The sequence below is a fragment of the Enterobacter sp. BNK-13 genome, from assembly GCF_048685015.1.
In the GTDB taxonomy this organism is placed as follows: domain Bacteria; phylum Pseudomonadota; class Gammaproteobacteria; order Enterobacterales; family Enterobacteriaceae; genus Enterobacter; species Enterobacter quasiroggenkampii.
The window spans coordinates 4612728-4637113 of the sequence record NZ_JBLQTP010000001.1 but is presented as its reverse complement, the minus strand read 5'-3'; the positions used below and the strand labels follow the sequence as shown (position 1 = coordinate 4637113).

The window sequence follows — 24386 nt, the reverse complement described above, 5'->3', positions numbered from 1 at the left end:
AAAAGTGACGTTAGTCGGCGTCGTAGCCTAAGTTCGGGGCCAGCCAGCGCTCGACTTCTGATACGCTCATGCCTTTGCGCAGGGCATAATCTTCAATCTGATCGCGCTGCAGCTGCGCCACGGCAAAGTACTTGCTGTCCGGATGACTGAAGTACCAGCCTGAAACTGACGCACCCGGCCACATGGCGAACGACTCGGTGAGCTTCATCCCGGTATGGGCTTCGACGTCCAACAGTTGCCAGATCGTGCCCTTTTCGGTGTGCTCCGGGCAGGCCGGATAGCCCGGTGCCGGACGAATCCCCTGGTAGTTTTCGCGGATCAGCTCCTCGTTGCTGAGGTTTTCATTCGCCGCGTAGCCCCAGTGCACCTTACGCACGCGCTCGTGCAGGTACTCGGCGAAGGCTTCCGCCAGGCGGTCGGCTATCGCTTTCACCATGATTTTATTGTAATCGTCGTGCTGCGCTTCGAACGCGTCCGCCAGCGCATCTTCTTCCAGACCGCCGGTCACGGCAAAGGCGCCAATATAGTCGGCTTTACCGCTCAGCTTCGGCGCGACAAAATCGGCCAGGCAGTAGTTGGCAAAGCCCACTTTCTCGGTTTGCTGACGCAGATGGCGGCTGACCGCCAGTATGTGGGTGCGAGTTTCATCGCGGTAAATTTCGATGTCGTCACCCACACGGTTAGCCGGGAACAGGCCCACGACGCCGCGCGGGTTAAGGGTTTTCTCCGCACTCAGCCTGTCGAGCATGTCGTTAGCATCTTTAAACAGGCGTTTCGCCTCCTCACCTACCACCTCATCTTCCAGGATGCGGGGATATTTGCCCGCGAGCGACCAGGTCATAAAGAACGGCGTCCAGTCGATGTAGTTGCGCAGCGTTTCAATGCTGGCGCTGACCTCCTGAACGCCCAGGCGGTGCGCGACCGGCGGCGTATAGCTCGACCAGTCAAACGCCAGATCGTTATCGCGTGCCGCCTGGAGTGAAACTGGCGGGGTACGCGGTTTCTTGCGCCCGTGCTGGATGCGAACGGTTTCGTACTCTTTGCGGGTGCGCTCAACAAACTCGTCGCGCTGGGTGTCAGAGAGCAGCGCGGAGACCACGCCCACCGTACGCGAGGCGTTCTGCACGTACACCGTCGGCCCGCTGTAGTTCTGCTCGATTTTCACTGCCGTGTGCGCTTTAGAAGTGGTCGCGCCACCAATCAGCAGCGGAATGGTGAAGCCCTGACGCTCCATCTCCTTCGCCACGTTAACCATCTCGTCCAGCGACGGGGTGATCAGCCCGGAGAGGCCAATCAAATCGGCATTCACTTCGCGCGCGGTCTTGAGGATTTTATCCGCCGGGACCATCACGCCGAGGTCGATAATCTCGTAGTTATTACACTGCAGCACCACGCCGACGATATTCTTGCCGATGTCGTGCACGTCGCCCTTGACGGTGGCGATGACCATCTTGCCGTTGCTGGAGCCTTTCTCTTTGCTGGCCTCGATAAACGGCTCCAGGTACGCCACGGCCTGCTTCATCACGCGGGCGGATTTCACCACCTGCGGCAGGAACATTTTGCCTTCACCGAATAGATCGCCCACCACGTTCATGCCGTCCATCAGCGGCCCTTCGATCACTTCAATCGGGCGGGCTGACAGCTGACGCGCCTCTTCGGTGTCCTGCTCGATAAACTCGGTGATGCCTTTTACCAGCGAATATTCCAGACGCTTTTTCACGTCCCAGGCACGCCACTCGGCCTGCTGAACATTGGCTGCGTCATCCGACTTGCTGCCGCGGTATTTCTCCGCCAGGTCCAGCAGCCGTTCGGTGGCGTCGTCGCGGCGGTTAAGGATCACGTCCTCTACGGCATCGCGCAGCTCGGCAGGCAGGTCGTCGTAAATCGCCAGCTGGCCGGCGTTAACGATCCCCATGTCCATCCCGTTGCGGATGGCGTAGTAGAGGAACACGGCGTGGATCGCTTCACGCACCGGGTCGTTACCGCGGAACGAGAACGAGACGTTCGACACGCCGCCGGAGATGAGGGCATGCGGCAGCTCGCGCTTAATGTCCTCGCACGCGCCGATAAAGTCCTGGGCGTAGTTATTGTGCTCTTCGATGCCGGTCGCCACGGCGAAGATGTTCGGGTCAAAGATGATGTCTTCCGGCGGGAAGCCCACCTCTTCGGTCAGTATTTTGTACGCGCGGCGGCAAATCTCAATTTTACGCGCGCGGGTATCGGCCTGGCCCACTTCGTCGAAGGCCATGACCACCACGGCGGCACCGTAGCGGCGGACCCTCTTCGCGTGGTGGATGAAGACATCAACGCCCTCTTTCATGGAGATGGAGTTGACGATGCCTTTACCCTGAATGCACTTCAGCCCCTTCTCGATCACGTCCCATTTGGAGGAGTCGATCATGATCGGCACGCGGGCGATGTCCGGCTCACCGGCAATCAGGTTGAGGAAACGCACCATCGCCGCTTCGGCGTCGAGCATCCCCTCATCCATGTTGATATCGATAATCTGCGCGCCGCTTTCCACCTGCTGGCGGGCAACGTCCAGCGCTTCGCTGTACTTCTCTTCTTTGATCAGGCGTTTAAACTTCGCGGAACCGGTGACGTTCGTACGCTCACCCACGTTCACAAACAGGCTGTCTTCACCAATGGTCAACGGCTCAAGGCCGGAGAGGCGACAGGCAACCGGCAGTTCGGGCAGCCTGCGTGGCGGCAGCCCGGCGACGGCATTGCTCATGGCGGCGATATGCTCCGGCGTGGTGCCGCAGCAGCCGCCGACGATGTTCAGAAAGCCAGACTCGGCCCACTCGCGGATTTGTGCCGCCATGGTGTCGGCATCCAGATCGTATTCACCGAAGGCATTTGGCAGACCGGCGTTCGGGTGCGCGGTGACGTAGCATTCCGCGATGCGCGACAGCTCCTGCACGTACTGGCGCAGTTCATCCGGGCCCAGCGCGCAGTTCAGGCCGAAGGAGAGCGCGTCGGCGTGGCGCAGGGAGTTATAAAACGCTTCGGTGGTCTGGCCGGACAGGGTACGGCCAGAGGCGTCGGTGATGGTGCCGGAAATCATGATCGGCAGGTCAACGCCCAGCGCCTCGAACTCCTCTTTCACCGCGTAAATCGCGGCTTTGGCGTTGAGGGTATCGAAGACGGTTTCAATCAGGATCAGATCGGAACCACCTTCCACCAGCGCTTTGGTCGATTCCCGGTAGGCCGCAACCAGCTGGTCAAAGGTGATATTACGAAACGCCGGGTCGTTGACATCCGGTGAAATCGACGCGGTGCGGTTCGTCGGGCCAAGCACCCCGGCAACGTAGCGCGGTTTATCCGGCGTGCGGGCCGTCCACTCGTCGGCGCAGGCGCGCGCCAGCTTCGCGGCTTCAAAGTTGATTTCCGCCGACAGGGATTCCATCTGGTAATCCGCCATGGCGATGGTTGTCGAGTTAAAGGTGTTGGTTTCAACGATATCCGCACCCGCTTCGAAGTAGGCGTTGTGGATATCCTTAATAACGGACGGCTTGCTGAGCACCAGCAGGTCGTTGTTCCCTTTCAGGTCGCAGGGCCAGTCGGCAAAGCGTTCGCCGCGGAAATCATCTTCACTCAGGCGATAGCCCTGGATCATGGTGCCCATGCCGCCGTCCAGCACCAGAATTCGTTCATTTAACTGCGCACGCAGTTGCTCTACTTTGCTGCTCACACTTGCTCCCGACAACGCTCAACAAGGCCAAAAGGCTGCGTTCCATACTGGCACAATCTCGCAGGGTGGAAAAGCCGCTCAGCGGTAACATGAGACATGTTCACCATCACTCCTCCGATCAGTCAGGATAACGGTTGCAAATTCACCAAATAAAACGAAAATGATTTCCACGATACAGAAAAAGGAGATCGTCATGGTCGCGACCGTTCCCGCTAAACGCGGCAGAAAACCTGCTGCCACCACCGCTGCACAACAGGGCGGACAGGTTCAATCGCTCACGCGCGGTCTGAAGCTGCTGGAGTGGATAGCCGAGTCGCACAGCAGCGTGGCCCTGACGGAGCTGGCCCAGCAGGCTGGCCTGCCGAACTCCACAACACACCGCCTGCTGACCACCATGCAGCAGCTGGGTTTTGTCCGCCAGGTGGGCGAGCTGGGGCACTGGGCGGTAGGCGCGCATGCGTTTATCGTGGGCAGCAGCTTCCTGCAGAGCCGCAACCTGCTGGCGATTGTGCACCCGATTCTGCGCAAGCTGATGGAGGAGTCCGGAGAGACCGTAAACCTGGCGGTGCTGGACCAGAGCGATCACCAGGCGATTATCATCGACCAGGTACAGTGCACGCAGCTGATGCGCATGTCCGCGCCAATTGGCGGTAAGCTGCCGATGCACGCGTCCGGGGCGGGGAAAGCATTTCTCTCGCAGCTGAGCGAGGAGCAGGTGACGGGGCTGCTGCACCGTAAAGGGCTGCACGCCTATACCCACGCCACGCTGGTTTCGCCGGTGCATCTGAAAGAAGATCTGGCCCTGACCCGCAAACGCGGCTATTCGTTTGACGACGAGGAGCACGCCCTCGGCCTGCGCTGTATCGCAGCCTGTATTTTTGACGAGCACCGCGAGCCGTTTGCCGCCATCTCTATCTCCGGGCCGATTTCGCGTATGACCGACGATCGGGTCACTGAGCTGGGTGCGCTGGTGATTAAAGCGGCGAAAGAGGTGACGCTGGCGTACGGTGGGATTCGTTAAGCATGCATTGCCGGGTGGCGGCTTCGCCTTACCCGGCCTACATGATGCCCTCTGAAAACCTGATGCAAAACCGCTGCTTGCGGCGGTATGCATACACATCTTCGACATGCCCATTTTTGATCCGCGTTTGCAGTCCGCGCCAGTAACTGGCGCGAAACAGATCGGCATGCATCTCTTCGAATAGCGGCCCGATGCGCGGATCGGCGCACAGCCAGTGGCGAAACTCTTCGGGAAACACATCGCCCGGCGAAACGCTGTACCACGGCTCGCTGGAAAGCTCATCTTCCGGGTAGCGGGGCGGTGGGATATCGCGGAAGTTTACCTCGGTCATGTAGCAAATTTCGTCGTAATCGTAGAACACCACCCGACCGTGACGGGTGACGCCGAAGTTTTTAAACAGCATATCGCCCGGGAAGATGTTGGCGGCGGCAAGCTGGCGAATCGCGTTGCCGTACTCTTCAATCGCATCTCTTAAAGCCTGACCTTCGGACTGCTCCAGCCAGATATTCAGCGGCACCATGCGTCGTTCAATATAGAGATGGCTGATGGCGATCTTGTCGCCAAGATCGGTGATTTTGGCAGGTGCTTCCTGCAATAAAAGCGCCATGAGTGCCGGATCGATCTGCTGCTTATCCAGCACAAAGTTTTCGAATTCCTGAGTATCCGCCATGCGCCCGACGCGGTCATGCTCCTTAACCAGCTGGTAGCATGCGCGGACGTGCGCGGCGGTCATCTCTTTCTGCGGCGCGAATCTGTCCTTAATTACCTTAAAGACCCGGTCAAAGCCCGGCAGCGTAAACACCAGCATCACCATGCCGCGAATGCCGGGCGCTTCGATAAACTGCTCATCAGCGGTAGTGACATAACGCAGGTATTCCCGGTAGCTTTCCGTTTTAGCGTGCTTCTGGCAGCCAATAGCCATATACAGCTCGGCGGTGGTTTTGCCCGGCAGGATCTCGCGCAGCCACTCCACCAGCGCGGCAGGTAACGGTGCATAGACCATAAAATAGGAGCGGGCGAAGCCAAACACGATGCTGGCCTCGGCGCTGGTGGTCAGGCAGGTATCGACAAACAGTTCCCCGCCGTCGGTGCGGTGAATGGGCAGCAGAAACGGCACAATGGCCGTCGTCGTAACCAGTTTGCCCACCAGCCAGGCGGCTTTATTGCGGTAGAAAAGCTCGTTGGCCACCTGCAAATGGCTGTGGTTGAGCACCTCCGCGCCGAAGGCTTCATTGAGATGGGCGTGGATATACCCGATATCCCGGGTTTTATTCTCCCAGGGCAGGCGCAGAGGCAGATCTGTAAGCACGCGGTGCAGGAGCTTTTCCCATCCGCGATCGGGGAAGAAATCTTTCGCCAGCGGACGCGGAATGGTACGAAAGCGTCGCTCGGGCTGGGAGCTGAAGATAAATAACCGCTCAGGAGATAATGAGCGGTGGTCAAATAACCGGCAATAGACGGAGTTGAAAAAGCTCTCCGCAATCTCGAAGCGCGGGTAGTCGGGTAACAAATGGGTGTAATGCTCTTTTACGCGCAGTAAAAATTCCGCGTCCGGACTTTTACCGTCGGTAATACAGCGCAACTGCTCCACCACCAGACCCACGTGGTGGTCATAAAGATGGATACGCTGCTTCATGGCCTGCTGAACCGCATGCCAGTCTGCGTGTTCGAAGCGCTGCTGCGCGCCGGAGGTCACTTCAAGAAAACGACCATACTGGGCATCGAAGCCCTGCAAAATAGTTTGGGCAATCAGTAATTCCAGGCCACGCGACATATATTCCCCCTCACCACCAACCCTCTCCCCAGGGGGGAGAGGGGAAAAGATTAGAACTGTGCTTCTTCCGTTGAACCCGTCAAGGCGGTGACGGAGGAGGTGCCGCCCTGAATAATCGTGGTCACATTATCAAAGTAGCCGGTGCCCACTTCCTGCTGGTGAGAGACGAAGGTGTAGCCATCTTTGCCCGCCGCAAATTCTGGCTGCTGCACCTTCTCAACGTAGTGCTTCATGCCCTCACCCTGCGCATAGGCGTGCGCCAGGTCGAACATGTTGAACCACATGCTGTGGATGCCTGCCAGAGTAATGAACTGGTATTTGTAGCCCATGTCGGACAGCTGCTGCTGGAAGCTGGCGATCGTTTTGTCATCCAGCTTTTTCTGCCAGTTGAAGGACGGCGAGCAGTTGTAGGCCAGCAGTTTGCCCGGGTACTTCGCATGAATGGCATCAGCAAAGCGTTTTGCCAGCGCCAGATCCGGCGTGGACGTTTCACACCAGACCAGATCCGCGTACGGCGCGTACGCCAGACCGCGGCTGATCGCCTGCTCGATACCCGCGTGGGTACGATAGAAACCTTCACTGGTGCGCTCGCCGGTGATGAACTCGCTGTCGTACGGATCGCAGTCAGAGGTGATCAGGTCAGCCGCGTCGGCATCGGTACGGGCAATGACCAGCGTCGGCACGCCGAGCACGTCAGCAGCCAGACGCGCGGCAACCAGCTTCTGAACCGCTTCCTGTGTGGGAACCAGCACCTTCCCGCCCATATGTCCGCACTTCTTCACTGACGCCAGCTGATCTTCGAAGTGAACGGCCGCTGCACCGGCTTCAATCATCGATTTCATCAGCTCAAAGGCGTTCAGCACGCCGCCGAAGCCCGCTTCCGCATCTGCAACGATCGGCAGGAAATAGTCAATAAAGCGCGGATCGTTAGGTTCGATGCCCGCCGCCCACTGGATCTGATCCGCACGACGGAAGGTGTTGTTGATCCGATCCACGACCGACGGCACGGAGTTAGCCGGATAGAGCGACTGATCCGGGTACATGCTGGAGGCCAGGTTGGCGTCCGCCGCCACCTGCCAGCCGGAGAGGTAGATAGCCTCAATACCGGCCTTCGCCTGCTGCAGAGCCTGACCGCCGGTCAGCGCACCGAGGCTGTTGATGTAGCCCTTTTTAGAGCCACCGTGCAGCAGCTTCCACATTTTAGCCGCGCCATTTTGCGCCAGCGTGCATTCCGGATTGACCGAGCCGCGTAATTTCACCACGTCCTCCGCGCTGTACGGACGGCGGATGCCTTCCCAGCGAGGTTGTGTCCACTCTTTCTTTAATTCTTCGATTTGTTGGGTACGGGTTTTCATGTGCAGATGCTCCATATTGTTATGTGGTGAGTTACGCCAGGAAGCGGTAGCCCGGCAGGGTCAGGAAGTCGATTAAGTCATCTGATGTGGTGATTTGCTCCATCAGGCGCGCAGCGTCGTCAAAGCGTCCGCTGCTGAAGCGGTGTTCGCCCAACTCGTCCTGGATCACCCTCATCTCTTCGGCCAGCATCTGGCGGAACAGGGATTTGGTCACCGGCTTGCCGTTGCTGAGCGTTTTTTGATGGTGGATCCACTGCCAGATAGAGGTACGTGAGATCTCCGCCGTCGCAGCATCTTCCATCAGGCCGTAGATCGGCACGCAGCCGTTGCCGGAGATCCACGCTTCGATGTACTGCACCGCAACGCGGATATTGGCCCGCATCCCCTCTTCCGTCCGTTCGCCCGCGCATGGGGCCAGCAGCTGTTCTTCAGCCGTTGGGGCATCATCTTCACGCGTGACAAACAGCTGGTTTTTATTGTCGCCAAGCACGCGGTTGAAGACGTCCATCGCCGTATCGGCCAGACCCGGATGCGCGATCCACGTCCCGTCATGGCCGTTACGTGCTTCAAGCTCTTTGTCGGCTTTAACCTTGTTGAGCACCTGATTGTTGCGCTCAGCATCTTTGCTCGGGATAAAGGCCGCCATGCCGCCCATCGCGAAGGCACCGCGCTTGTGGCAGGTTTTGATCAGCAGACGCGAGTAGGCGCTCAGGAACGGTTTATCCATGGTCACGACCTGGCGATCCGGCAGTACGCGATCGGGATAGTTTTTCAGCGTTTTGATGTAGCTGAAAATATAGTCCCAGCGTCCGCAGTTCAGGCCGACAATGTGGTCACGCAGGGCGTGCAGAATTTCATTCATCTGGAACACGGCAGGCAGCGTTTCAATCAAAAGGGTGGCTTTGATGGTGCCGCGCGGCAGATTGAAACGATCTTCCGCATAGCTGAAGACTTCGCTCCACCAGGCCGCTTCCTGCCAGGCCTGCGTTTTAGGCAGATAGAAATACGGGCCGCTGCCCTTCGCCAGCAGAGCTTTATAGTTGTGGAAGAAATAGAGCGCAAAATCAAACAGGCTTCCCGGAATGGCTTCACCACGCCAGGTGACATGTTTTTCCGGCAGGTGCAGCCCGCGCACGCGACAGATCAGTACCGCCGGGTTCGGTTTAAGCTGGTATATTTTGCCGGCTTCGTTGGTATAGCTGATGGTGCCGTTTACGGCATCGCGCAGGTTGATCTGTCCGTCGATAACCTTACGCCAGTCCGGTGCCAGCGAGTCTTCAAAATCAGCCATAAAGACCTTAACGTTGGCGTTCATGGCGTTGATCACCATTTTGCGCTCTACCGGACCGGTGATCTCAACGCGACGATCCTGTAAATCTTCAGGGATGCCGCGGATTTTCCACTCGCCACGGCGAATGGAAGCGGTTTCCGAAATAAAACCAGGCAACTTGCCGTTATCAATTTCCTGCTGCTGATGAATACGTGCCGCCAGCAGCTTATTGCGCTGCGGCGTAAAGCGGGTCACCAGTTCAGTCAGAAATTCTACCGCTTCTGCCGTCAAAACTTGCTGTTCTTGCTCGCCATACGGCTGGGTAAAGGCCAGTTCATCGACCGTCGTTGCCTGTTGAGTCATTACTCTGCTCCTCATCAAAGATCCAAAATCACGCTCCCGATGCGAACGAAAGATCGTTGGGTAGTTTTCGCTCAGCAGAATTAAGACTATCTCTATTTTTTCTAAAATCAAAAACAATTTCCATTTTAATTATAAATTGCAATTAATTGATTGATTTTATTGAAATTAAAGTTTTAAAGAATGATGAGTGACATTTCGGAAATAAAAAAGGCACCCGAAGGTGCCTGATTTGAATAGCTGAAACGCTTTAGGATCGTTTAGTGCAGACGATTACTCCAGCGTTGGATTCATGTGACGCAGATCGTATGGTGTTATCTGGTAGACGTAATAGTTGAGCCAGTTAGTAAAAAGCAAATTCCCGTGGCTGCGCCAGGTCGCTCTCGGTTTGTTTTGCGGATCGTCTTTCGGGAAATAGTTGTACGGGACATCCGGGTTCAGACCCGCTTCGACATCACGGAAATACTCTGACGCAAGGGTGTGCGGATCGTACTCAGGATGTCCGGTCACAAAGGCAATGCGCTTATCTTTACTGGCAAACAGGTAAGCGTCCCCATCTTCCGTTTCGGCCAGAATCTCCAGATCGGTGTAATCACGAATCAGCTGGGCCGGGAAGTCAGCGTAGCGAGAATGCGGAGCCAGGAAAGAATCATCAAACCCGCGCGTCAGCAACGCATGGGGATGGAGAATATGGTGTTCGTATACGCCGGAGAGCTTTTCAGTGCGGGTTTGCTTGGGGATGCCATAGAGAATATTCAGTGCGGCTTGTACCGCCCAACAGACAAACAGTGTGGACGTGACGTGATCTTTTGCCCACTCCAGAACCTGTTTGATCTGCGGCCAGTAAGCGACATCGTTAAATTCCACCAGGCCCAGCGGCGCGCCGGTCACAATCAGACCGTCGAAGTTTTCACCCTGAATGTCATCGAAGTTGCAGTAGAAGTTGTTCAGATGCTCAGAAGGCGTATTGCGTGACTCGCGGGCGTCGATTCGCAGCAGTTGAATATCGACCTGCAGCGGGGAGTTCGACAGCAGACGCAGGAACTGGTTTTCTGTTTCGATCTTTTTGGGCATCAGATTGAGAATAAGCACCTTCAGCGGGCGAATTTCCTGACCTGTCGCACGTGAAGTCGTCATCACAAAGACATTTTCTTCACGCAAGAAATTGACGGCTGGTAGCTCGTCCTGCACCCGAATCGGCATAGCTTTGTATCCTCACAGCATACGTATAAACGTTTAGACATCCAGACAGCTAACGATACCCAGAAATGGCTTGAATGTCGAGTCTGCAAGCAGAAGGTGAGAAAGTTTCAAGGAGAGGGAGAAAACAAAAGCAAAAAACCCCGCACCTTACGGTACGGGGTTCTTCTTAATTGATGCCTGGCAGTTCCCTACTCTCACATGGGGAGACCCCACACTACCATCGGCGCTACGGCGTTTCACTTCTGAGTTCGGCATGGGGTCAGGTGGGACCACCGCGCTAAAGCCGCCAGGCAAATTCTGTTAAATCTGTATCAGAGCTGAAAATTGATTGTCTGTCTCTTCGCCGAAACAGCTTCGGCGTTGTAAGGTTAAGCCTCACGGTTCATTAGTATCGGTTAGCTCAACGCATCGCTGCGCTTACACACCCGACCTATCAACGTCGTCGTCTTCAACGTTCCTTCAGGAGACTTAAAGTCTCAGGGAGAACTCATCTCGGGGCAAGTTTCGTGCTTAGATGCTTTCAGCACTTATCTTTTCCGCATTTAGCTACCGGGCAGTGCCATTGGCATGACAACCCGAACACCAGTGATGCGTCCACTCCGGTCCTCTCGTACTAGGAGCAGCCCCCCTCAATTCTCCAGCGCCCACGGCAGATAGGGACCGAACTGTCTCACGACGTTCTAAACCCAGCTCGCGTACCACTTTAAATGGCGAACAGCCATACCCTTGGGACCTACTTCAGCCCCAGGATGTGATGAGCCGACATCGAGGTGCCAAACACCGCCGTCGATATGAACTCTTGGGCGGTATCAGCCTGTTATCCCCGGAGTACCTTTTATCCGTTGAGCGATGGCCCTTCCATTCAGAACCACCGGATCACTATGACCTGCTTTCGCACCTGCTCGAGCCGTCACTCTCGCAGTCAAGCTAGCTTATGCCATTGCACTAACCTCCTGATGTCCGACCAGGATTAGCTAACCTTCGTGCTCCTCCGTTACTCTTTGGGAGGAGACCGCCCCAGTCAAACTACCCACCAGACACTGTCCGCAACCCGGATCACGGGTCTACGTTAGAACACCAGCCATTAAAGGGTGGTATTTCAAGGACGGCTCCATGCAGACTGGCGTCCACACTTCAAAGCCTCCCACCTATCCTACACATCAAGGACCAGTGTTCAGTGTCAAGCTATAGTAAAGGTTCACGGGGTCTTTCCGTCTTGCCGCGGGTACACTGCATCTTCACAGCGAGTTCAATTTCACTGAGTCTCGGGTGGAGACAGCCTGGCCATCATTACGCCATTCGTGCAGGTCGGAACTTACCCGACAAGGAATTTCGCTACCTTAGGACCGTTATAGTTACGGCCGCCGTTTACCGGGGCTTCGATCAAGAGCTTCGCGTTGCCGCTAACCCCATCAATTAACCTTCCGGCACCGGGCAGGCGTCACACCGTATACGTCCACTTTCGTGTTTGCACAGTGCTGTGTTTTTAATAAACAGTTGCAGCCAGCTGGTATCTTCGACTGATTTCAGCTCCACCCGCAGGGGCTTCACCTACATATCAGCGTGCCTTCTCCCGAAGTTACGGCACCATTTTGCCTAGTTCCTTCACCCGAGTTCTCTCAAGCGCCTTGGTATTCTCTACCTGACCACCTGTGTCGGTTTGGGGTACGATTTCGTGTTACCTGATGCTTAGAGGCTTTTCCTGGAAGCAGGGCATTTGTTACTTCAGCACCGTAGTGCCTCGTCATCACACCTCAGCGTTAAAAGGTACCGGATTTACCTGGAACCTCCGCCTACATGCTTAAACCGGGACAACCGTCGCCCGGCTAACATAGCCTTCTCCGTCCCCCCTTCGCAGTAACACCAAGTACAGGAATATTAACCTGTTTCCCATCGACTACGCCTTTCGGCCTCGCCTTAGGGGTCGACTCACCCTGCCCCGATTAACGTTGGACAGGAACCCTTGGTCTTCCGGCGAGCGGGCTTTTCACCCGCTTTATCGTTACTTATGTCAGCATTCGCACTTCTGATACCTCCAGCATGCCTCACAGCACACCTTCAACGGCTTACAGAACGCTCCCCTACCCAACAACACATAGTGTCGCTGCCGCAGCTTCGGTGCATGGTTTAGCCCCGTTACATCTTCCGCGCAGGCCGACTCGACCAGTGAGCTATTACGCTTTCTTTAAATGATGGCTGCTTCTAAGCCAACATCCTGGCTGTCTGTGCCTTCCCACATCGTTTCCCACTTAACCATGACTTTGGGACCTTAGCTGGCGGTCTGGGTTGTTTCCCTCTTCACGACGGACGTTAGCACCCGCCGTGTGTCTCCCGTGATAACATTCTTCGGTATTCGTAGTTTGCATCGGGTTGGTAAGCCGGGATGGCCCCCTAGCCGAAACAGTGCTCTACCCCCGAAGATGAATTCACGAGGCGCTACCTAAATAGCTTTCGGGGAGAACCAGCTATCTCCCGGTTTGATTGGCCTTTCACCCCCAGCCACAAGTCATCCGCTAATTTTTCAACATTAGTCGGTTCGGTCCTCCAGTTAGTGTTACCCAACCTTCAACCTGCCCATGGCTAGATCACCGGGTTTCGGGTCTATACCCTGCAACTTAACGCCCAGTTAAGACTCGGTTTCCCTTCGGCTCCCCTATACGGTTAACCTTGCTACAGAATATAAGTCGCTGACCCATTATACAAAAGGTACGCAGTCACACCACGAAGGTGCTCCCACTGCTTGTACGTACACGGTTTCAGGTTCTTTTTCACTCCCCTCGCCGGGGTTCTTTTCGCCTTTCCCTCACGGTACTGGTTCACTATCGGTCAGTCAGGAGTATTTAGCCTTGGAGGATGGTCCCCCCATATTCAGACAGGATACCACGTGTCCCGCCCTACTCTTCGAGTTCACAACCTGTGCATTTTCGTGTACGGGACTGTCACCCTGTACCGTGCGACTTTCCAGACGCTTCCACTAACACACAAGCTGATTCAGACTCTGGGCTGCTCCCCGTTCGCTCGCCGCTACTGGGGGAATCTCGGTTGATTTCTTTTCCTCGGGGTACTTAGATGTTTCAGTTCCCCCGGTTCGCCTCGTTAACCTATGTATTCAGTTAACGATAGTGTGACGAATCACACTGGGTTTCCCCATTCGGACATCGCCGGGTCAAAGGTTCATATCACCTCGCCGGCGCTTTTCGCAGATTAGCACGTCCTTCATCGCCTCTGACTGCCAGGGCATCCACCGTGTACGCTTAGTCGCTTAACCTCACAACCCGAAGATGTTTCACTTCATGATTGCGAAAATTTGAGAGACTCGAACACACCATTAAGATGTGTCGTTTCAATTTTCAGCTTGATCCAGATTTTTAAAGAGCAAAACTTCTTAATGCACTCAAAAGTACATTCAGAAGTTCATCATTCATCAGACAATCTGTGTGAGCACTGCAAAGGCAGGTTCTTTAAGGTAAGGAGGTGATCCAACCGCAGGTTCCCCTACGGTTACCTTGTTACGACTTCACCCCAGTCATGAATCACAAAGTGGTAAGCGCCCTCCCGAAGGTTAAGCTACCTACTTCTTTTGCAACCCACTCCCATGGTGTGACGGGCGGTGTGTACAAGGCCCGGGAACGTATTCACCGTAGCATTCTGATCTACGATTACTAGCGATTCCGACTTCATGGAGTCGAGTTGCAGACTCCAATCCGGACTACGACGCACTTTATGAGGTCCGCTTGCTCTCGCGAGGTCGCTTCTCTTTGTATGCGCCATTGTAGCACGTGTGTAGCCCTACTCGTAAGGGCCATGATGACTTGACGTCATCCCCACCTTCCTCCAGTTTATCACTGGCAGTCTCCTTTGAGTTCCCGGCCTAACCGCTGGCAACAAAGGATAAGGGTTGCGCTCGTTGCGGGACTTAACCCAACATTTCACAACACGAGCTGACGACAGCCATGCAGCACCTGTCTCAGAGTTCCCGAAGGCACCAATCCATCTCTGGAAAGTTCTCTGGATGTCAAGAGTAGGTAAGGTTCTTCGCGTTGCATCGAATTAAACCACATGCTCCACCGCTTGTGCGGGCCCCCGTCAATTCATTTGAGTTTTAACCTTGCGGCCGTACTCCCCAGGCGGTCGACTTAACGCGTTAGCTCCGGAAGCCACGCCTCAAGGGCACAACCTCCAAGTCGACATCGTTTACGGCGTGGACTACCAGGGTATCTAATCCTGTTTGCTCCCCACGCTTTCGCACCTGAGCGTCAGTCTTTGTCCAGGGGGCCGCCTTCGCCACCGGTATTCCTCCAGATCTCTACGCATTTCACCGCTACACCTGGAATTCTACCCCCCTCTACAAGACTCTAGCCTGCCAGTTTCGAATGCAGTTCCCAGGTTGAGCCCGGGGATTTCACATCCGACTTGACAGACCGCCTGCGTGCGCTTTACGCCCAGTAATTCCGATTAACGCTTGCACCCTCCGTATTACCGCGGCTGCTGGCACGGAGTTAGCCGGTGCTTCTTCTGCGGGTAACGTCAATTGCTGAGGTTATTAACCTCAACACCTTCCTCCCCGCTGAAAGTACTTTACAACCCGAAGGCCTTCTTCATACACGCGGCATGGCTGCATCAGGCTTGCGCCCATTGTGCAATATTCCCCACTGCTGCCTCCCGTAGGAGTCTGGACCGTGTCTCAGTTCCAGTGTGGCTGGTCATCCTCTCAGACCAGCTAGGGATCGTCGCCTAGGTGAGCCATTACCCCACCTACTAGCTAATCCCATCTGGGCACATCTGATGGCAAGAGGCCCGAAGGTCCCCCTCTTTGGTCTTGCGACGTTATGCGGTATTAGCTACCGTTTCCAGTAGTTATCCCCCTCCATCAGGCAGTTTCCCAGACATTACTCACCCGTCCGCCGCTCGCCGGCAAAGTAGCAAGCTACTTTCCGCTGCCGCTCGACTTGCATGTGTTAGGCCTGCCGCCAGCGTTCAATCTGAGCCATGATCAAACTCTTCAATTTAAGTTTGATGCTCGTGAATTAAACTTCGTAATGAATTACGCATGTTCACTCAGAGACTTGGTATTCATTTATTGTCCGAAGACATTAAGAATCCATGTCACTTTGAGTGCCCACACAGATTGTCTGATAAATTGTTAAAGAGCAGTGCAACGCGGCTTTCGCTCACCGTCGCGAGGTGGCGTATATTACGCTTTCCTCTTTCAGAGTCAACCCGTTATTTCAGGATTTTTTCTCTTCAACCGAACCGCTTGTTGTGTGAAGTGATTCACATCCGCCGTGTCGATGGAGGCGCATTATAGGGAGTTATCCGCAGGCCGCAACCGCTAAATGACAGAAAAATGACTGACTGCTGCATTCCACAGCAAAACCCCGCCTTATACCTTTTTACGCACAGACTTATCCACAATGATACGAAAAAGTAAAAATGTGCGAGCGTTGCGCAAACGTTTTCGTTAAAATGCTCGCGCTAAACAAGGATGCCTCGTCAGGTGTGTTAGATGAGTTTTTCACAGGAAAATTCATCTAACGCTCTCTGTAATCGTGAAATCCAGGGGATTTACCATGCAACAACGTCGTCCAGTCCGCCGCGCTCTGCTCAGTGTTTCTGATAAAGCCGGTATCGTCGAATTCGCTCAGGCACTTTCTGCACGCGGTGTGGAGCTGCTTTCCACAGGCGGTACCGCTCGCCTGTTAGCAGATAAAGGTCTGCCGGTAACCGAAGTGTCCGATTACACCGGTTTCCCGGAAATGATGGATGGACGCGTCAAAACCCTGCATCCGAAAGTCCACGGCGGTATTCTTGGCCGTCGCGGCCAGGACGACGCCATTATGGAACAGCACGACATCGCGCCGATCGACATGGTTGTCGTTAACCTCTACCCGTTTGCCCAGACCGTTGCCCGCGAAGGCTGCTCTCTGGAAGATGCTGTAGAGAACATTGATATCGGCGGCCCGACCATGGTGCGCTCTGCGGCCAAGAACCATAAAGATGTCGCCATCGTGGTAAAGAGCAGCGATTACACCACCATTATTAATGAGATGGACGCCAACGAAGGGTCGCTGACCCTGGAAACGCGTTTCGACCTCGCCATCAAAGCCTTCGAACACACCGCGGCGTACGACAGCATGATCGCCAACTACTTCGGTAGCCTGGTACCGGCTTACCACGGTGAAAGCAAAGATCCTTCCGGCCGCTTCCCGCGCACCCTGAACCTGAATTTCATTAAGAAGCAGGATATGCGTTACGGTGAGAACAGCCACCAGCAGGCGGCCTTCTATATAGAAGAAGAGGTAAAAGAAGCCTCTGTTGCAACCGCTCAGCAGGTGCAGGGCAAAGCGCTCTCCTATAACAACATTGCCGACACCGACGCGGCGCTGGAATGCGTGAAAGAGTTCAGCGAGCCGGCCTGCGTTATCGTCAAGCACGCCAATCCATGCGGCGTGGCGGTAAGCACATCGATTCTGGAAGCTTACGATCGCGCATACAAAACTGACCCAACCTCCGCGTTCGGTGGCATCATTGCCTTCAACCGCGAGCTGGATGCTGAAACGGCTCAGGCCATCATCTCCCGCCAGTTTGTCGAAGTGATCATCGCGCCATCGGCCTCCGAGGAAGCGCTGAAAATCACGGCGGCAAAACAGAACGTGCGCGTACTGGTTTGCGGCCAGTGGGCAGAACGCGTGCCGGGCCTGGACTTCAAACGCGTAAACGGCGGTCTGCTGGTTCAGGATCGCGATCTGGGTATGGTGACAGAAGCCGACCTGCGCGTGGTGACCAAACGTCAGCCGACCGAACAGGAACTGCGTGACGCGCTGTTCTGCTGGAAAGTGGCGAAGTTCGTGAAATCCAACGCCATCGTCTACGCGAAAGAGAACATGACCATCGGGATAGGCGCAGGCCAGATGAGCCGCGTTTACTCTGCAAAAATCGCGGGTATTAAAGCAGGTGACGAAGGCCTGGAAGTCAAAGGCTCCGCCATGGCCTCTGACGCCTTCTTCCCGTTCCGTGACGGTATCGACGCCGCAGCCGCTGTCGGCATCACCTGCGTGATCCAGCCTGGCGGTTCAATCCGCGACGACGAAGTGATTGCCGCTGCCGACGAACACGGCATCGCGATGATCTTCACCGACATGCGCCACTTCCGCCATTAATTCCCGGAGCTGAAAATGAAAGTATTAGTGATTGGTAACGGCGGACGCGAGCACGCGCTGGCGTGGAAAGCGGCGCAGTCTCCGCTGGTGAAAACGGTCTTCGTGGCACCGGGCAACGCCGGTACCGCACTGGAACCCGCGCTGCAGAACGTGGCTATCGGCGTGACCGACATTCCGGCGCTGCTGAGTTTTGCCCAGAGCGAGAAAATCGACCTGACGATTGTGGGCCCGGAAGCGCCGCTGGTGATTGGCGTGGTGGATGCGTTCCGCGCAGCGGGCCTGAAAATCTTCGGCCCAACGGAAGGCGCCGCGCAGCTGGAAGGCTCCAAAGCCTTCACCAAAGATTTCCTCGCGCGTCATAACATCCCGACGGCGGAATATCAGAATTTCACTGAAGTGGAGCCTGCTTTGGCCTACTTACGTGAGAAGGGGGCGCCGATTGTTATCAAGGCCGACGGTCTGGCCGCCGGTAAAGGCGTGATCGTCGCGATGACGCTCGACGAAGCCGAAGCCGCGGTTCAGGACATGCTGGCAGGTAACGCCTTTGGCGATGCGGGCCACCGCATCGTGATTGAAGAGTTCCTCGACGGTGAAGAGGCGAGCTTTATCGTCATGGTCGACGGCGAGCACGTTCTGCCGATGGCCACCAGCCAGGATCACAAGCGTGTGGGTAATGGCGACACGGGTCCTAACACCGGCGGGATGGGCGCTTACTCCCCTGCTCCGGTCGTGACTGACGACGTCCACCAGCGCACCATGGATCGCATCATCTGGCCTACCGTGAAGGGAATGGCAGCAGAAGGGAATACCTACACCGGTTTCCTTTACGCAGGTCTGATGATCGACAAGCAGGGTAACCCTAAGGTCATCGAATTCAACTGCCGCTTTGGCGATCCGGAAACGCAGCCAATCATGCTGCGCATGAAATCCGATCTGGTGGATCTGTGCCTGGCAGCCTGCGATGGCAAGCTGGGCGAGAAAACCTCCGAGTGGGACGAGCGTGCGTCTCTCGGCGTGGTGATTGCTGCGGGTGGTTATCCTGGCAACTACAGCACCGGAGATGAAATCCACGGTCTGCCGCTGGAAGAGAGGGAAGGTGCGAAGGTGTTCCACGCCGGTACGAAGCTGGCTGAGGACGATCGCGTTCTGACCAACGGCGGCCGCGTGCTGTGTGCAACCGCGCTGGGCCATACCGTGGCAGAAGCGCAGAAGCGCGCCTATGCGCTGATGGCGGATATTCACTGGAACGGTAGCTTTAGCCGTCAGGATATCGGCTATCGCGCGATTGCGCGCGAGCAGGGGGAGTAATTCCTCCTCGCCCTCACCCTAACCCTCTCCCATGGGGAGAGGGGATCGTTCGTAGGCCGGATAAGCGTCAGCGCCATCCGGCTTAATTCACAGAACTCAGAAACTCTTCTCTGTTGGCTGCCAGGTGCAGAAGTCTTCGTTCGCCACCAATAGCAATTGAGAACCTTCCGGCGCCTCAAGCCACGCCACACTCACTTCCATTGATGAATGACGCTGACGGCGTTGAATGTGTTCGGTCGCCCAGGACTCGAGCTCAGGCTTGACCGTTTGCCCTTCGCAGGTCGTCACCGTCCCGTCGTTATGCCAGCGCCCCTGGCGCAGCACGACGCGTCCCAGACGAAGCGCATCGCTGGTCTGGCGGATTTGTTCGGCACGGTAACGGTAGAGGGCGATTTGATCGCTGGAAAGCTGCTGTTTTTGACCGCTGACTTCGCGCTGCATAAAGCTCAGCTCGCCATGGTCGTCAAAACGCACTTTCACGTGTTCGGGGGTCTTGCTGTAGACGTTCAGCTCAATCAGCGACAGGTCATCTCCCTGCCAGCGATACTCCGCCGTCGACGTATTGCCGCTATGCCACGGGCTGAAGGCAGAAAGCAGATGCACTTCGCCGCCGGAATCTTTACGCCAGATCCTGACCGCGCCCTGGTTGTCCGCGTAGCCGCTGGCGGTAAACGGCGGCAAAGCGGTGTCGTGGCTACAGGCTGACAGCAGCAGCATGCCTGCCAGCGCGAGCGTTCCGCGCCAGAAAGACAAAAGGGGCGTTGCCGCCCCTTCGCTAAAACTGTTCACTGCCACGCGTCTTACTTAACTGCGTCTTTCAGTGCTTTACCAGAAACAAATGCCGGCACGTTCGCTGCGGCGATTTTGATTTCTTTACCGGTCTGCGGGTTGCGGCCAGTACGCTCAGCGCGGTGGTTCACTTTGAAGGTACCGAAACCAACCAGTTGTACAGCATCGCCTTCTTTCAGAGACTCAGTAATAGCAGCCAGGGTAGATTCCAGAGCAGCTTTAGCCTGCACTTTAGACAGATCAGCCTTGTCCGCAATTACATCAATCAGTTGAGTCTTGTTCATAAGTTATCCTTTCAATGTGTTTATCGCTTGCTAAGCATCGAGTGCGACGAAAATGCCAAAAAAGCACTCTCCTGCATACACGCACCGATAGCCACTTTTTTTCGCCCCCCAAATGTAGACCAGACAAGGGGCGAAAGGGAAGAGTCGAGGAGCGACAAAACGGGCGTTATCTCAAGTTTTCTTATCTCATTGGTTAAAAATTATACCAATATTACTCTCGCCGGCCTCACGTAAGTCCGCACGCAGCCCTTTTATCAGTTCAATATCGCGTTCTTCACACTCTGCCAGCAGGCGGAAAATTTCCCACTGGATATCCCATTCTTGCTCAACGGCCGGGTTTGCGCGCAGCTCTTCGTCGGTCATTTCGCGACCTTCCTGGGTCATTTCCAGCATCGCCACGGTAGTGATAGAGGCCTTACTGACTTCGATAGCGTGCTCCAGCGTCTCACCGCTCAGGCGGGAGTGGAGCAATTCGCTTAACGCCACACAGGCATCAATTGCCGGGTAGACGCCGTACAGGTCAAAATCATCCGCCACCGGAATCGCCTCTTCCAGCTTTTCGAGCTGAGAGTCGAAATTCACCTTCGCGTCTTTCACCGTCAGCGTTTCCCAGATGAGATCCAGAATGCGGCGGTAGATATGGCCATCACCAAAGCCCGTCTGCTTGCAGAACGCGGCATAGTTGGGATACATGCGCTCGCACAGGCAAGCCATAAAGGTGACGTGCTGCCAGCTTTCCAGCTTTTCAAGGCGCAGGTGAATCGGGTTTTGTAGCATGATGATCTCTCGAATCGAAAATTAGGCGCAGTTTACCTGAATCATCGCTGAATTTCCTGCCAACGAACAAAAGCCGGACGCGAAGAGGCCACCGCGTCAGCCCAGCGCGTCGGCTCCGGTAAGCGGTAGCCCTTCATGCAGCGCTGTACCCACGCCAGGGCGCTGTCCATGCTCACCCGATGGCCGGTGGCGATGAACAGTGGATTACAGCGAGCCTTGCTGCGCCAGACCCACGCCAGCTGCTCGCCCTTATGGATGAGCGGCGCCAGCGCCCCCGGCTCAGCGGAGAGTGGCTCAAACGCGCCGCACAGGCGTTTCTTGGCAACGCCAATGGTCGGCACATCCACCAGCAGCCCAAAGTGGCTGGCAACGCCTAAGCGGCGCGGGTGTGAGATCCCGTGCCCATCGACAAACAGCAGGTCAGGTTTTTGCGAGAGCTGCTCCCACGCGGCCAGCAGCGCGGGATATTCGCGAAAGGAGAGAAAGCCGGGAATATAGGGCATGGTGGTGGCAATACGCGCGACCTTGTACTCCACCAGCTCGAGCGAAGGGTACTTCAGTACCACCATCGCCGCTCGCGTCACGTCCCCACCCTGCTCGAACCCGACGTCTGCTCCGCCAATGTACTGCGGAGGATCCTTATCCAGACGATCCTCGCGGATCACCGATGAGGCCAGTTCGATTTGTTGAGCGCGTAGCGACGCGAGATCCATAACGACTCCTTACTTGTGATACTGGGCAGAAAGCCGATGCACCGCCTCCACAAATACGCCTGCGTGCTCTGGCGGTACATCCTGATGAATACCGTGGCCGAGGTTAAAGACGTGGCCTTCCCCCTGGCCGAAACCAGACAGTATAGTCGACACTTCTTCTTCAATGCGGGCAGGCGGCGCATAGAGCATGGACGGGTCCATATTGCCCTGCAGCGCCACTTTGTCGCCCACGCGGCGGCGGGCATCGGCAATATCGGTGGTCCAGTCGAGACCCAGCGCGTCGCAGCCGGTGGCCGCCATCGCTTCCAGCCACTGGCCGCCACCTTTGGTGAACAGCGTCACCGGCACGCGGCGACCTTCGTTTTCACGCAGCAGGCCGTCGACGATTTTATGCATGTAGTACAGGGAGAACTGCTGATAATCGCGGCCGGTCAGCACGCCGCCCCAGGTGTCGAAAATCATCACCGACTGCGCACCCGCCTTAATCTGCGCGTTCAGATAGAGCGTGACGCTCTTCGCCAGCTTGTCTAGCAGCGCATGCAGGGCCAGCGGCTCGGCGTACATCATCTTTTTAATCAGGGTGAAGGCTTTGCTGCTGCCCCCTTCCACCATATAGGTCGCCAGCGTCCACGGGCTGCCGGAGAAGCCAATCAGCGGCACTTCGCCTTTCAGCTCGCGGCGAATGGTGCGCACGGCGTTCATCACGTAGCCCAGCTCGCCTTCCGGATCGGGGATCGGCAGCTTGTCCACGTCGGCTTTGCTTTTAATCGGAGAGGTGAAACGCGGGCCTTCACCCGTTTCAAAGTACAGGCCAAGGCCCATGGCATCCGGAATGGTCAGAATATCCGAGAAGAGGATCGCCGCATCCAGCGGGAAGCGGCGCAGCGGCTGGAGCGTCACTTCACAGGCCAGCTCGGCGTTTTTGCACAGCGACATAAAATCGCCCGCCTGCGCGCGCGTGGCTTTGTATTCTGGCAGATAGCGTCCCGCCTGGCGCATCATCCACACCGGGGTGACATCAACGGGCTGTCGCAGCAGCGCACGCAGATAACGATCGTTCTTCAGTTCGGTCATTTTTGCAGTTCCTTAAGCGTCATGGCCTCAGTGTAACACTACTCATACTCGGCCCGACACATCGCTACGGTATCTTCTATCAGCCGGCGCGCCACGGTGCCCGGCGGTGGTAACAGCGGTAAATCGTCGTAGCGATACCAGTTCGCGTCCAGCAGCTCTTTCTGATCGATAACGATCTCGCCGCTGTCGTATTCGGCCATAAAGGCCGTCATCAGCGACTGCGGGAACGGCCACGGCTGGGAGGTAACGTAGCGCAGGTTCTTCACTTTGATCCCGCTCTCCTCCATAACCTCGCGCGCCACCGCCTGCTCCAGCGTTTCGCCCACCTCGACGAAGCCGGCCAGCACGGTGTGAACGCCGTTGCGATGGCGGGTATGTTGCGCCAGCAGGATGGAATCCTCCCGGCGGATAGCGACGATGATGCACGGCGCAATCTGCGGATAGTAGCGCTCGCGGCAGTGGCTGCAGAGCATCGCCCACTCGGTTTTGCTCGGACGCATGGTATGACCGCAATAGCCGCAGTATTTATGCGAGCGATAAAACTCCGCCAGCTGCACGCCGCGCCCCGCCAGCTGGAACAGGCCCACGTCCAGATCCAACACCTGGCGAACGGATCCCATATCCTGACGACGCGCTTGCTGGATCAACCACACGGGCTCACCCTGCCACTCGCCGATCTTTAGCGCTGGCTGGCCCACGAGATCGAACGTTTCCGCCGCACCATAGGGCAGTTCTCCACCGGGCAACCATAATTTTTGTTCGTGGCTGACGATCCACCAACCCAGATCTGATTTTTCAATAATACGATCCATATCTATTGCACTACCTTCGCTTCACTGACATGTTGTTAGCATTGTGGTTACATTCTGGATAAGCAGATTCAATCCTACACTTTGCGGAGTCGACCATGTTAAACCAGCTAGAAAGCCTGACTGAGCGCGTTAGAGGAAGTAACAAACTGGTGGATCGCTGGCTTCATGTGCGCAAGCATCTACTCGTGGCTTATTACAATCTGGTCGGCATTAAGCCTGGCAAAGAATCGTTTATGCGGCTGAACGAAAAAGCGCTGGATGATTTTTGTCAGGGCCTGGTCGACTATCTGTCCGACGGCCATTTCAATATTTATGAACGCATTATCCGCGAAATGGAAGGGACAACGCCGTATTTAGCGGCCAGCAAACTCTATCCGCTGCTGGAGGCCAACACCCAGCAGATCATGGATTACTATGATTCCACGCTCGAGAATGCCATCGATCACGATAACTACCTTGAGTTTCAGCGGGCATTATCCGACCTCGGTGAAGCGCTGGAGGAGCGATTCACGCTGGAAGATAGGCTGATTAGCCTCGTCCTGGATGCCAGTCCCGAAGATAACGTCGCGCGCCCGGCTTGAGTTCTTAATCGTTAACGAGTAATTTACAACCATTCGCCCCTCTCACGAGGGGGATTTTTCTTGTCGGAGTGCCCAGAGCGAAAGCCGGGCTGAGACCGTTAATTCGGGATCCGCGGAACCTGATCAGGTTAATACCTGCGAAGGGAACAAGAGTCACACTGCTGTTGTATCGCCCCCCGGGCGATCCTCTCTTGCTTCATCCGTCGTCTGA

The 24386-nt window shown here is 56.0% G+C and carries 15 protein-coding genes, 3 rRNA genes and 1 riboswitch; of the genes, 4 read left to right on the top strand and 14 right to left on the bottom strand.

What is annotated here, in order from left to right; all coding sequences use genetic code 11:
* Nucleotides 1-10: 10 nt before the first annotated feature.
* The gene (metH, locus tag ACMGGQ_RS22350; protein ID WP_420290521.1) at nucleotides 11-3694 is read right to left on the bottom strand and encodes a methionine synthase; all 3684 of its coding nucleotides are present in this window, start codon (nucleotides 3692-3694) and stop codon (nucleotides 11-13) included.
* Nucleotides 3695-3887: 193 nt separating this feature from the next.
* Between metH and iclR the strand changes: the two genes are divergently transcribed.
* The gene (iclR, locus tag ACMGGQ_RS22345) at nucleotides 3888-4715 is read left to right on the top strand and encodes a glyoxylate bypass operon transcriptional repressor IclR (protein ID WP_074180457.1); all 828 of its coding nucleotides are present in this window, start codon (nucleotides 3888-3890) and stop codon (nucleotides 4713-4715) included.
* A gap of 37 nt (nucleotides 4716-4752) precedes the next feature.
* Here iclR and aceK read toward each other — a convergent pair whose 3' ends face one another.
* The 7 genes from aceK to ACMGGQ_RS22310 all read right to left on the bottom strand — a co-directional run bounded on the left by aceK (nucleotide 4753) and on the right by ACMGGQ_RS22310 (nucleotide 15686).
* Nucleotides 4753-6489: a bifunctional isocitrate dehydrogenase kinase/phosphatase gene (gene aceK, locus ACMGGQ_RS22340; protein ID WP_420290520.1), complete on the bottom strand. Its 1737-nt coding sequence runs from the start codon at nucleotides 6487-6489 to the stop codon at nucleotides 4753-4755.
* Nucleotides 6490-6539: 50 nt separating this feature from the next.
* On the bottom strand, nucleotides 6540-7844 hold the full coding sequence (gene aceA / locus ACMGGQ_RS22335; RefSeq protein WP_008503407.1) for an isocitrate lyase: 1305 nt from the start codon (nucleotides 7842-7844) through the stop codon (nucleotides 6540-6542).
* Between the two features lie 31 nt (nucleotides 7845-7875).
* On the bottom strand, nucleotides 7876-9477 hold the full coding sequence (aceB, locus tag ACMGGQ_RS22330) for a malate synthase A (RefSeq protein ID WP_045909135.1): 1602 nt from the start codon (nucleotides 9475-9477) through the stop codon (nucleotides 7876-7878).
* Nucleotides 9478-9747: 270 nt separating this feature from the next.
* Nucleotides 9748-10677: a homoserine O-acetyltransferase MetA gene (gene metA, locus ACMGGQ_RS22325; protein ID WP_008503405.1), complete on the bottom strand. Its 930-nt coding sequence runs from the start codon at nucleotides 10675-10677 to the stop codon at nucleotides 9748-9750.
* Nucleotides 10678-10852: 175 nt separating this feature from the next.
* Nucleotides 10853-10968: ribosomal RNA gene (gene rrf / locus ACMGGQ_RS22320) — 5S ribosomal RNA — on the bottom strand.
* Between the two features lie 73 nt (nucleotides 10969-11041).
* A 23S ribosomal RNA gene (locus ACMGGQ_RS22315) occupies nucleotides 11042-13945 on the bottom strand.
* A 199-nt stretch (nucleotides 13946-14144) separates the two neighbouring features.
* Nucleotides 14145-15686 (bottom strand): 16S ribosomal RNA (locus tag ACMGGQ_RS22310).
* The 16S, 23S and 5S rRNA genes sit together here, the layout of an rRNA operon.
* Nucleotides 15687-16247: 561 nt before the next feature.
* Here ACMGGQ_RS22310 and purH point away from each other — a divergent pair.
* Both purH and purD read left to right on the top strand, forming a co-directional pair.
* On the top strand, nucleotides 16248-17837 hold the full coding sequence (gene purH, locus ACMGGQ_RS22305) for a bifunctional phosphoribosylaminoimidazolecarboxamide formyltransferase/IMP cyclohydrolase (RefSeq protein ID WP_069720473.1): 1590 nt from the start codon (nucleotides 16248-16250) through the stop codon (nucleotides 17835-17837).
* A 15-nt stretch (nucleotides 17838-17852) separates the two neighbouring features.
* A complete protein-coding gene (gene purD, locus ACMGGQ_RS22300; protein ID WP_248223601.1) occupies nucleotides 17853-19145 on the top strand; it encodes a phosphoribosylamine--glycine ligase in 1293 nt (430 codons plus the stop codon).
* Nucleotides 19146-19241: 96 nt separating this feature from the next.
* On the opposite strand, the gene ACMGGQ_RS22295 is transcribed toward purD, so the two are convergent.
* From ACMGGQ_RS22295 to nudC, 6 genes are all read right to left on the bottom strand, one after another.
* Nucleotides 19242-19934 (bottom strand): DUF1481 domain-containing protein, encoded by a 693-nt coding sequence (locus ACMGGQ_RS22295; protein WP_045909513.1) that lies wholly within the window; start codon nucleotides 19932-19934, stop codon nucleotides 19242-19244.
* A gap of 11 nt (nucleotides 19935-19945) precedes the next feature.
* On the bottom strand, nucleotides 19946-20218 hold the full coding sequence (gene hupA, locus ACMGGQ_RS22290; RefSeq protein ID WP_002445246.1) for a nucleoid-associated protein HU-alpha: 273 nt from the start codon (nucleotides 20216-20218) through the stop codon (nucleotides 19946-19948).
* A 186-nt stretch (nucleotides 20219-20404) separates the two neighbouring features.
* On the bottom strand, nucleotides 20405-20995 hold the full coding sequence (locus ACMGGQ_RS22285) for a YjaG family protein (protein WP_008503468.1): 591 nt from the start codon (nucleotides 20993-20995) through the stop codon (nucleotides 20405-20407).
* 41 nt (nucleotides 20996-21036) lie between these two features.
* Complete coding sequence (gene nfi / locus ACMGGQ_RS22280; protein WP_021242964.1) at nucleotides 21037-21708, bottom strand: deoxyribonuclease V; 672 nt, start codon at nucleotides 21706-21708, stop codon at nucleotides 21037-21039.
* Nucleotides 21709-21717: 9 nt separating this feature from the next.
* Entirely contained in the window at nucleotides 21718-22782 is a 1065-nt protein-coding gene (gene hemE / locus ACMGGQ_RS22275) for a uroporphyrinogen decarboxylase (protein ID WP_024908252.1), read from the bottom strand.
* Nucleotides 22783-22820: 38 nt separating this feature from the next.
* Nucleotides 22821-23594, bottom strand: a complete 774-nt coding sequence (nudC, locus tag ACMGGQ_RS22270) for an NAD(+) diphosphatase (RefSeq protein ID WP_048226934.1) — start codon at nucleotides 23592-23594, stop codon at nucleotides 22821-22823.
* A 95-nt stretch (nucleotides 23595-23689) separates the two neighbouring features.
* Here nudC and ACMGGQ_RS22265 point away from each other — a divergent pair, with 95 nt between their 5' ends.
* Complete coding sequence (locus ACMGGQ_RS22265) at nucleotides 23690-24175, top strand: Rsd/AlgQ family anti-sigma factor (protein ID WP_045909516.1); 486 nt, start codon at nucleotides 23690-23692, stop codon at nucleotides 24173-24175.
* Nucleotides 24176-24229: 54 nt separating this feature from the next.
* Nucleotides 24230-24338: riboswitch (TPP riboswitch) on the top strand.
* Nucleotides 24339-24386: the final 48 nt, after the last annotated feature.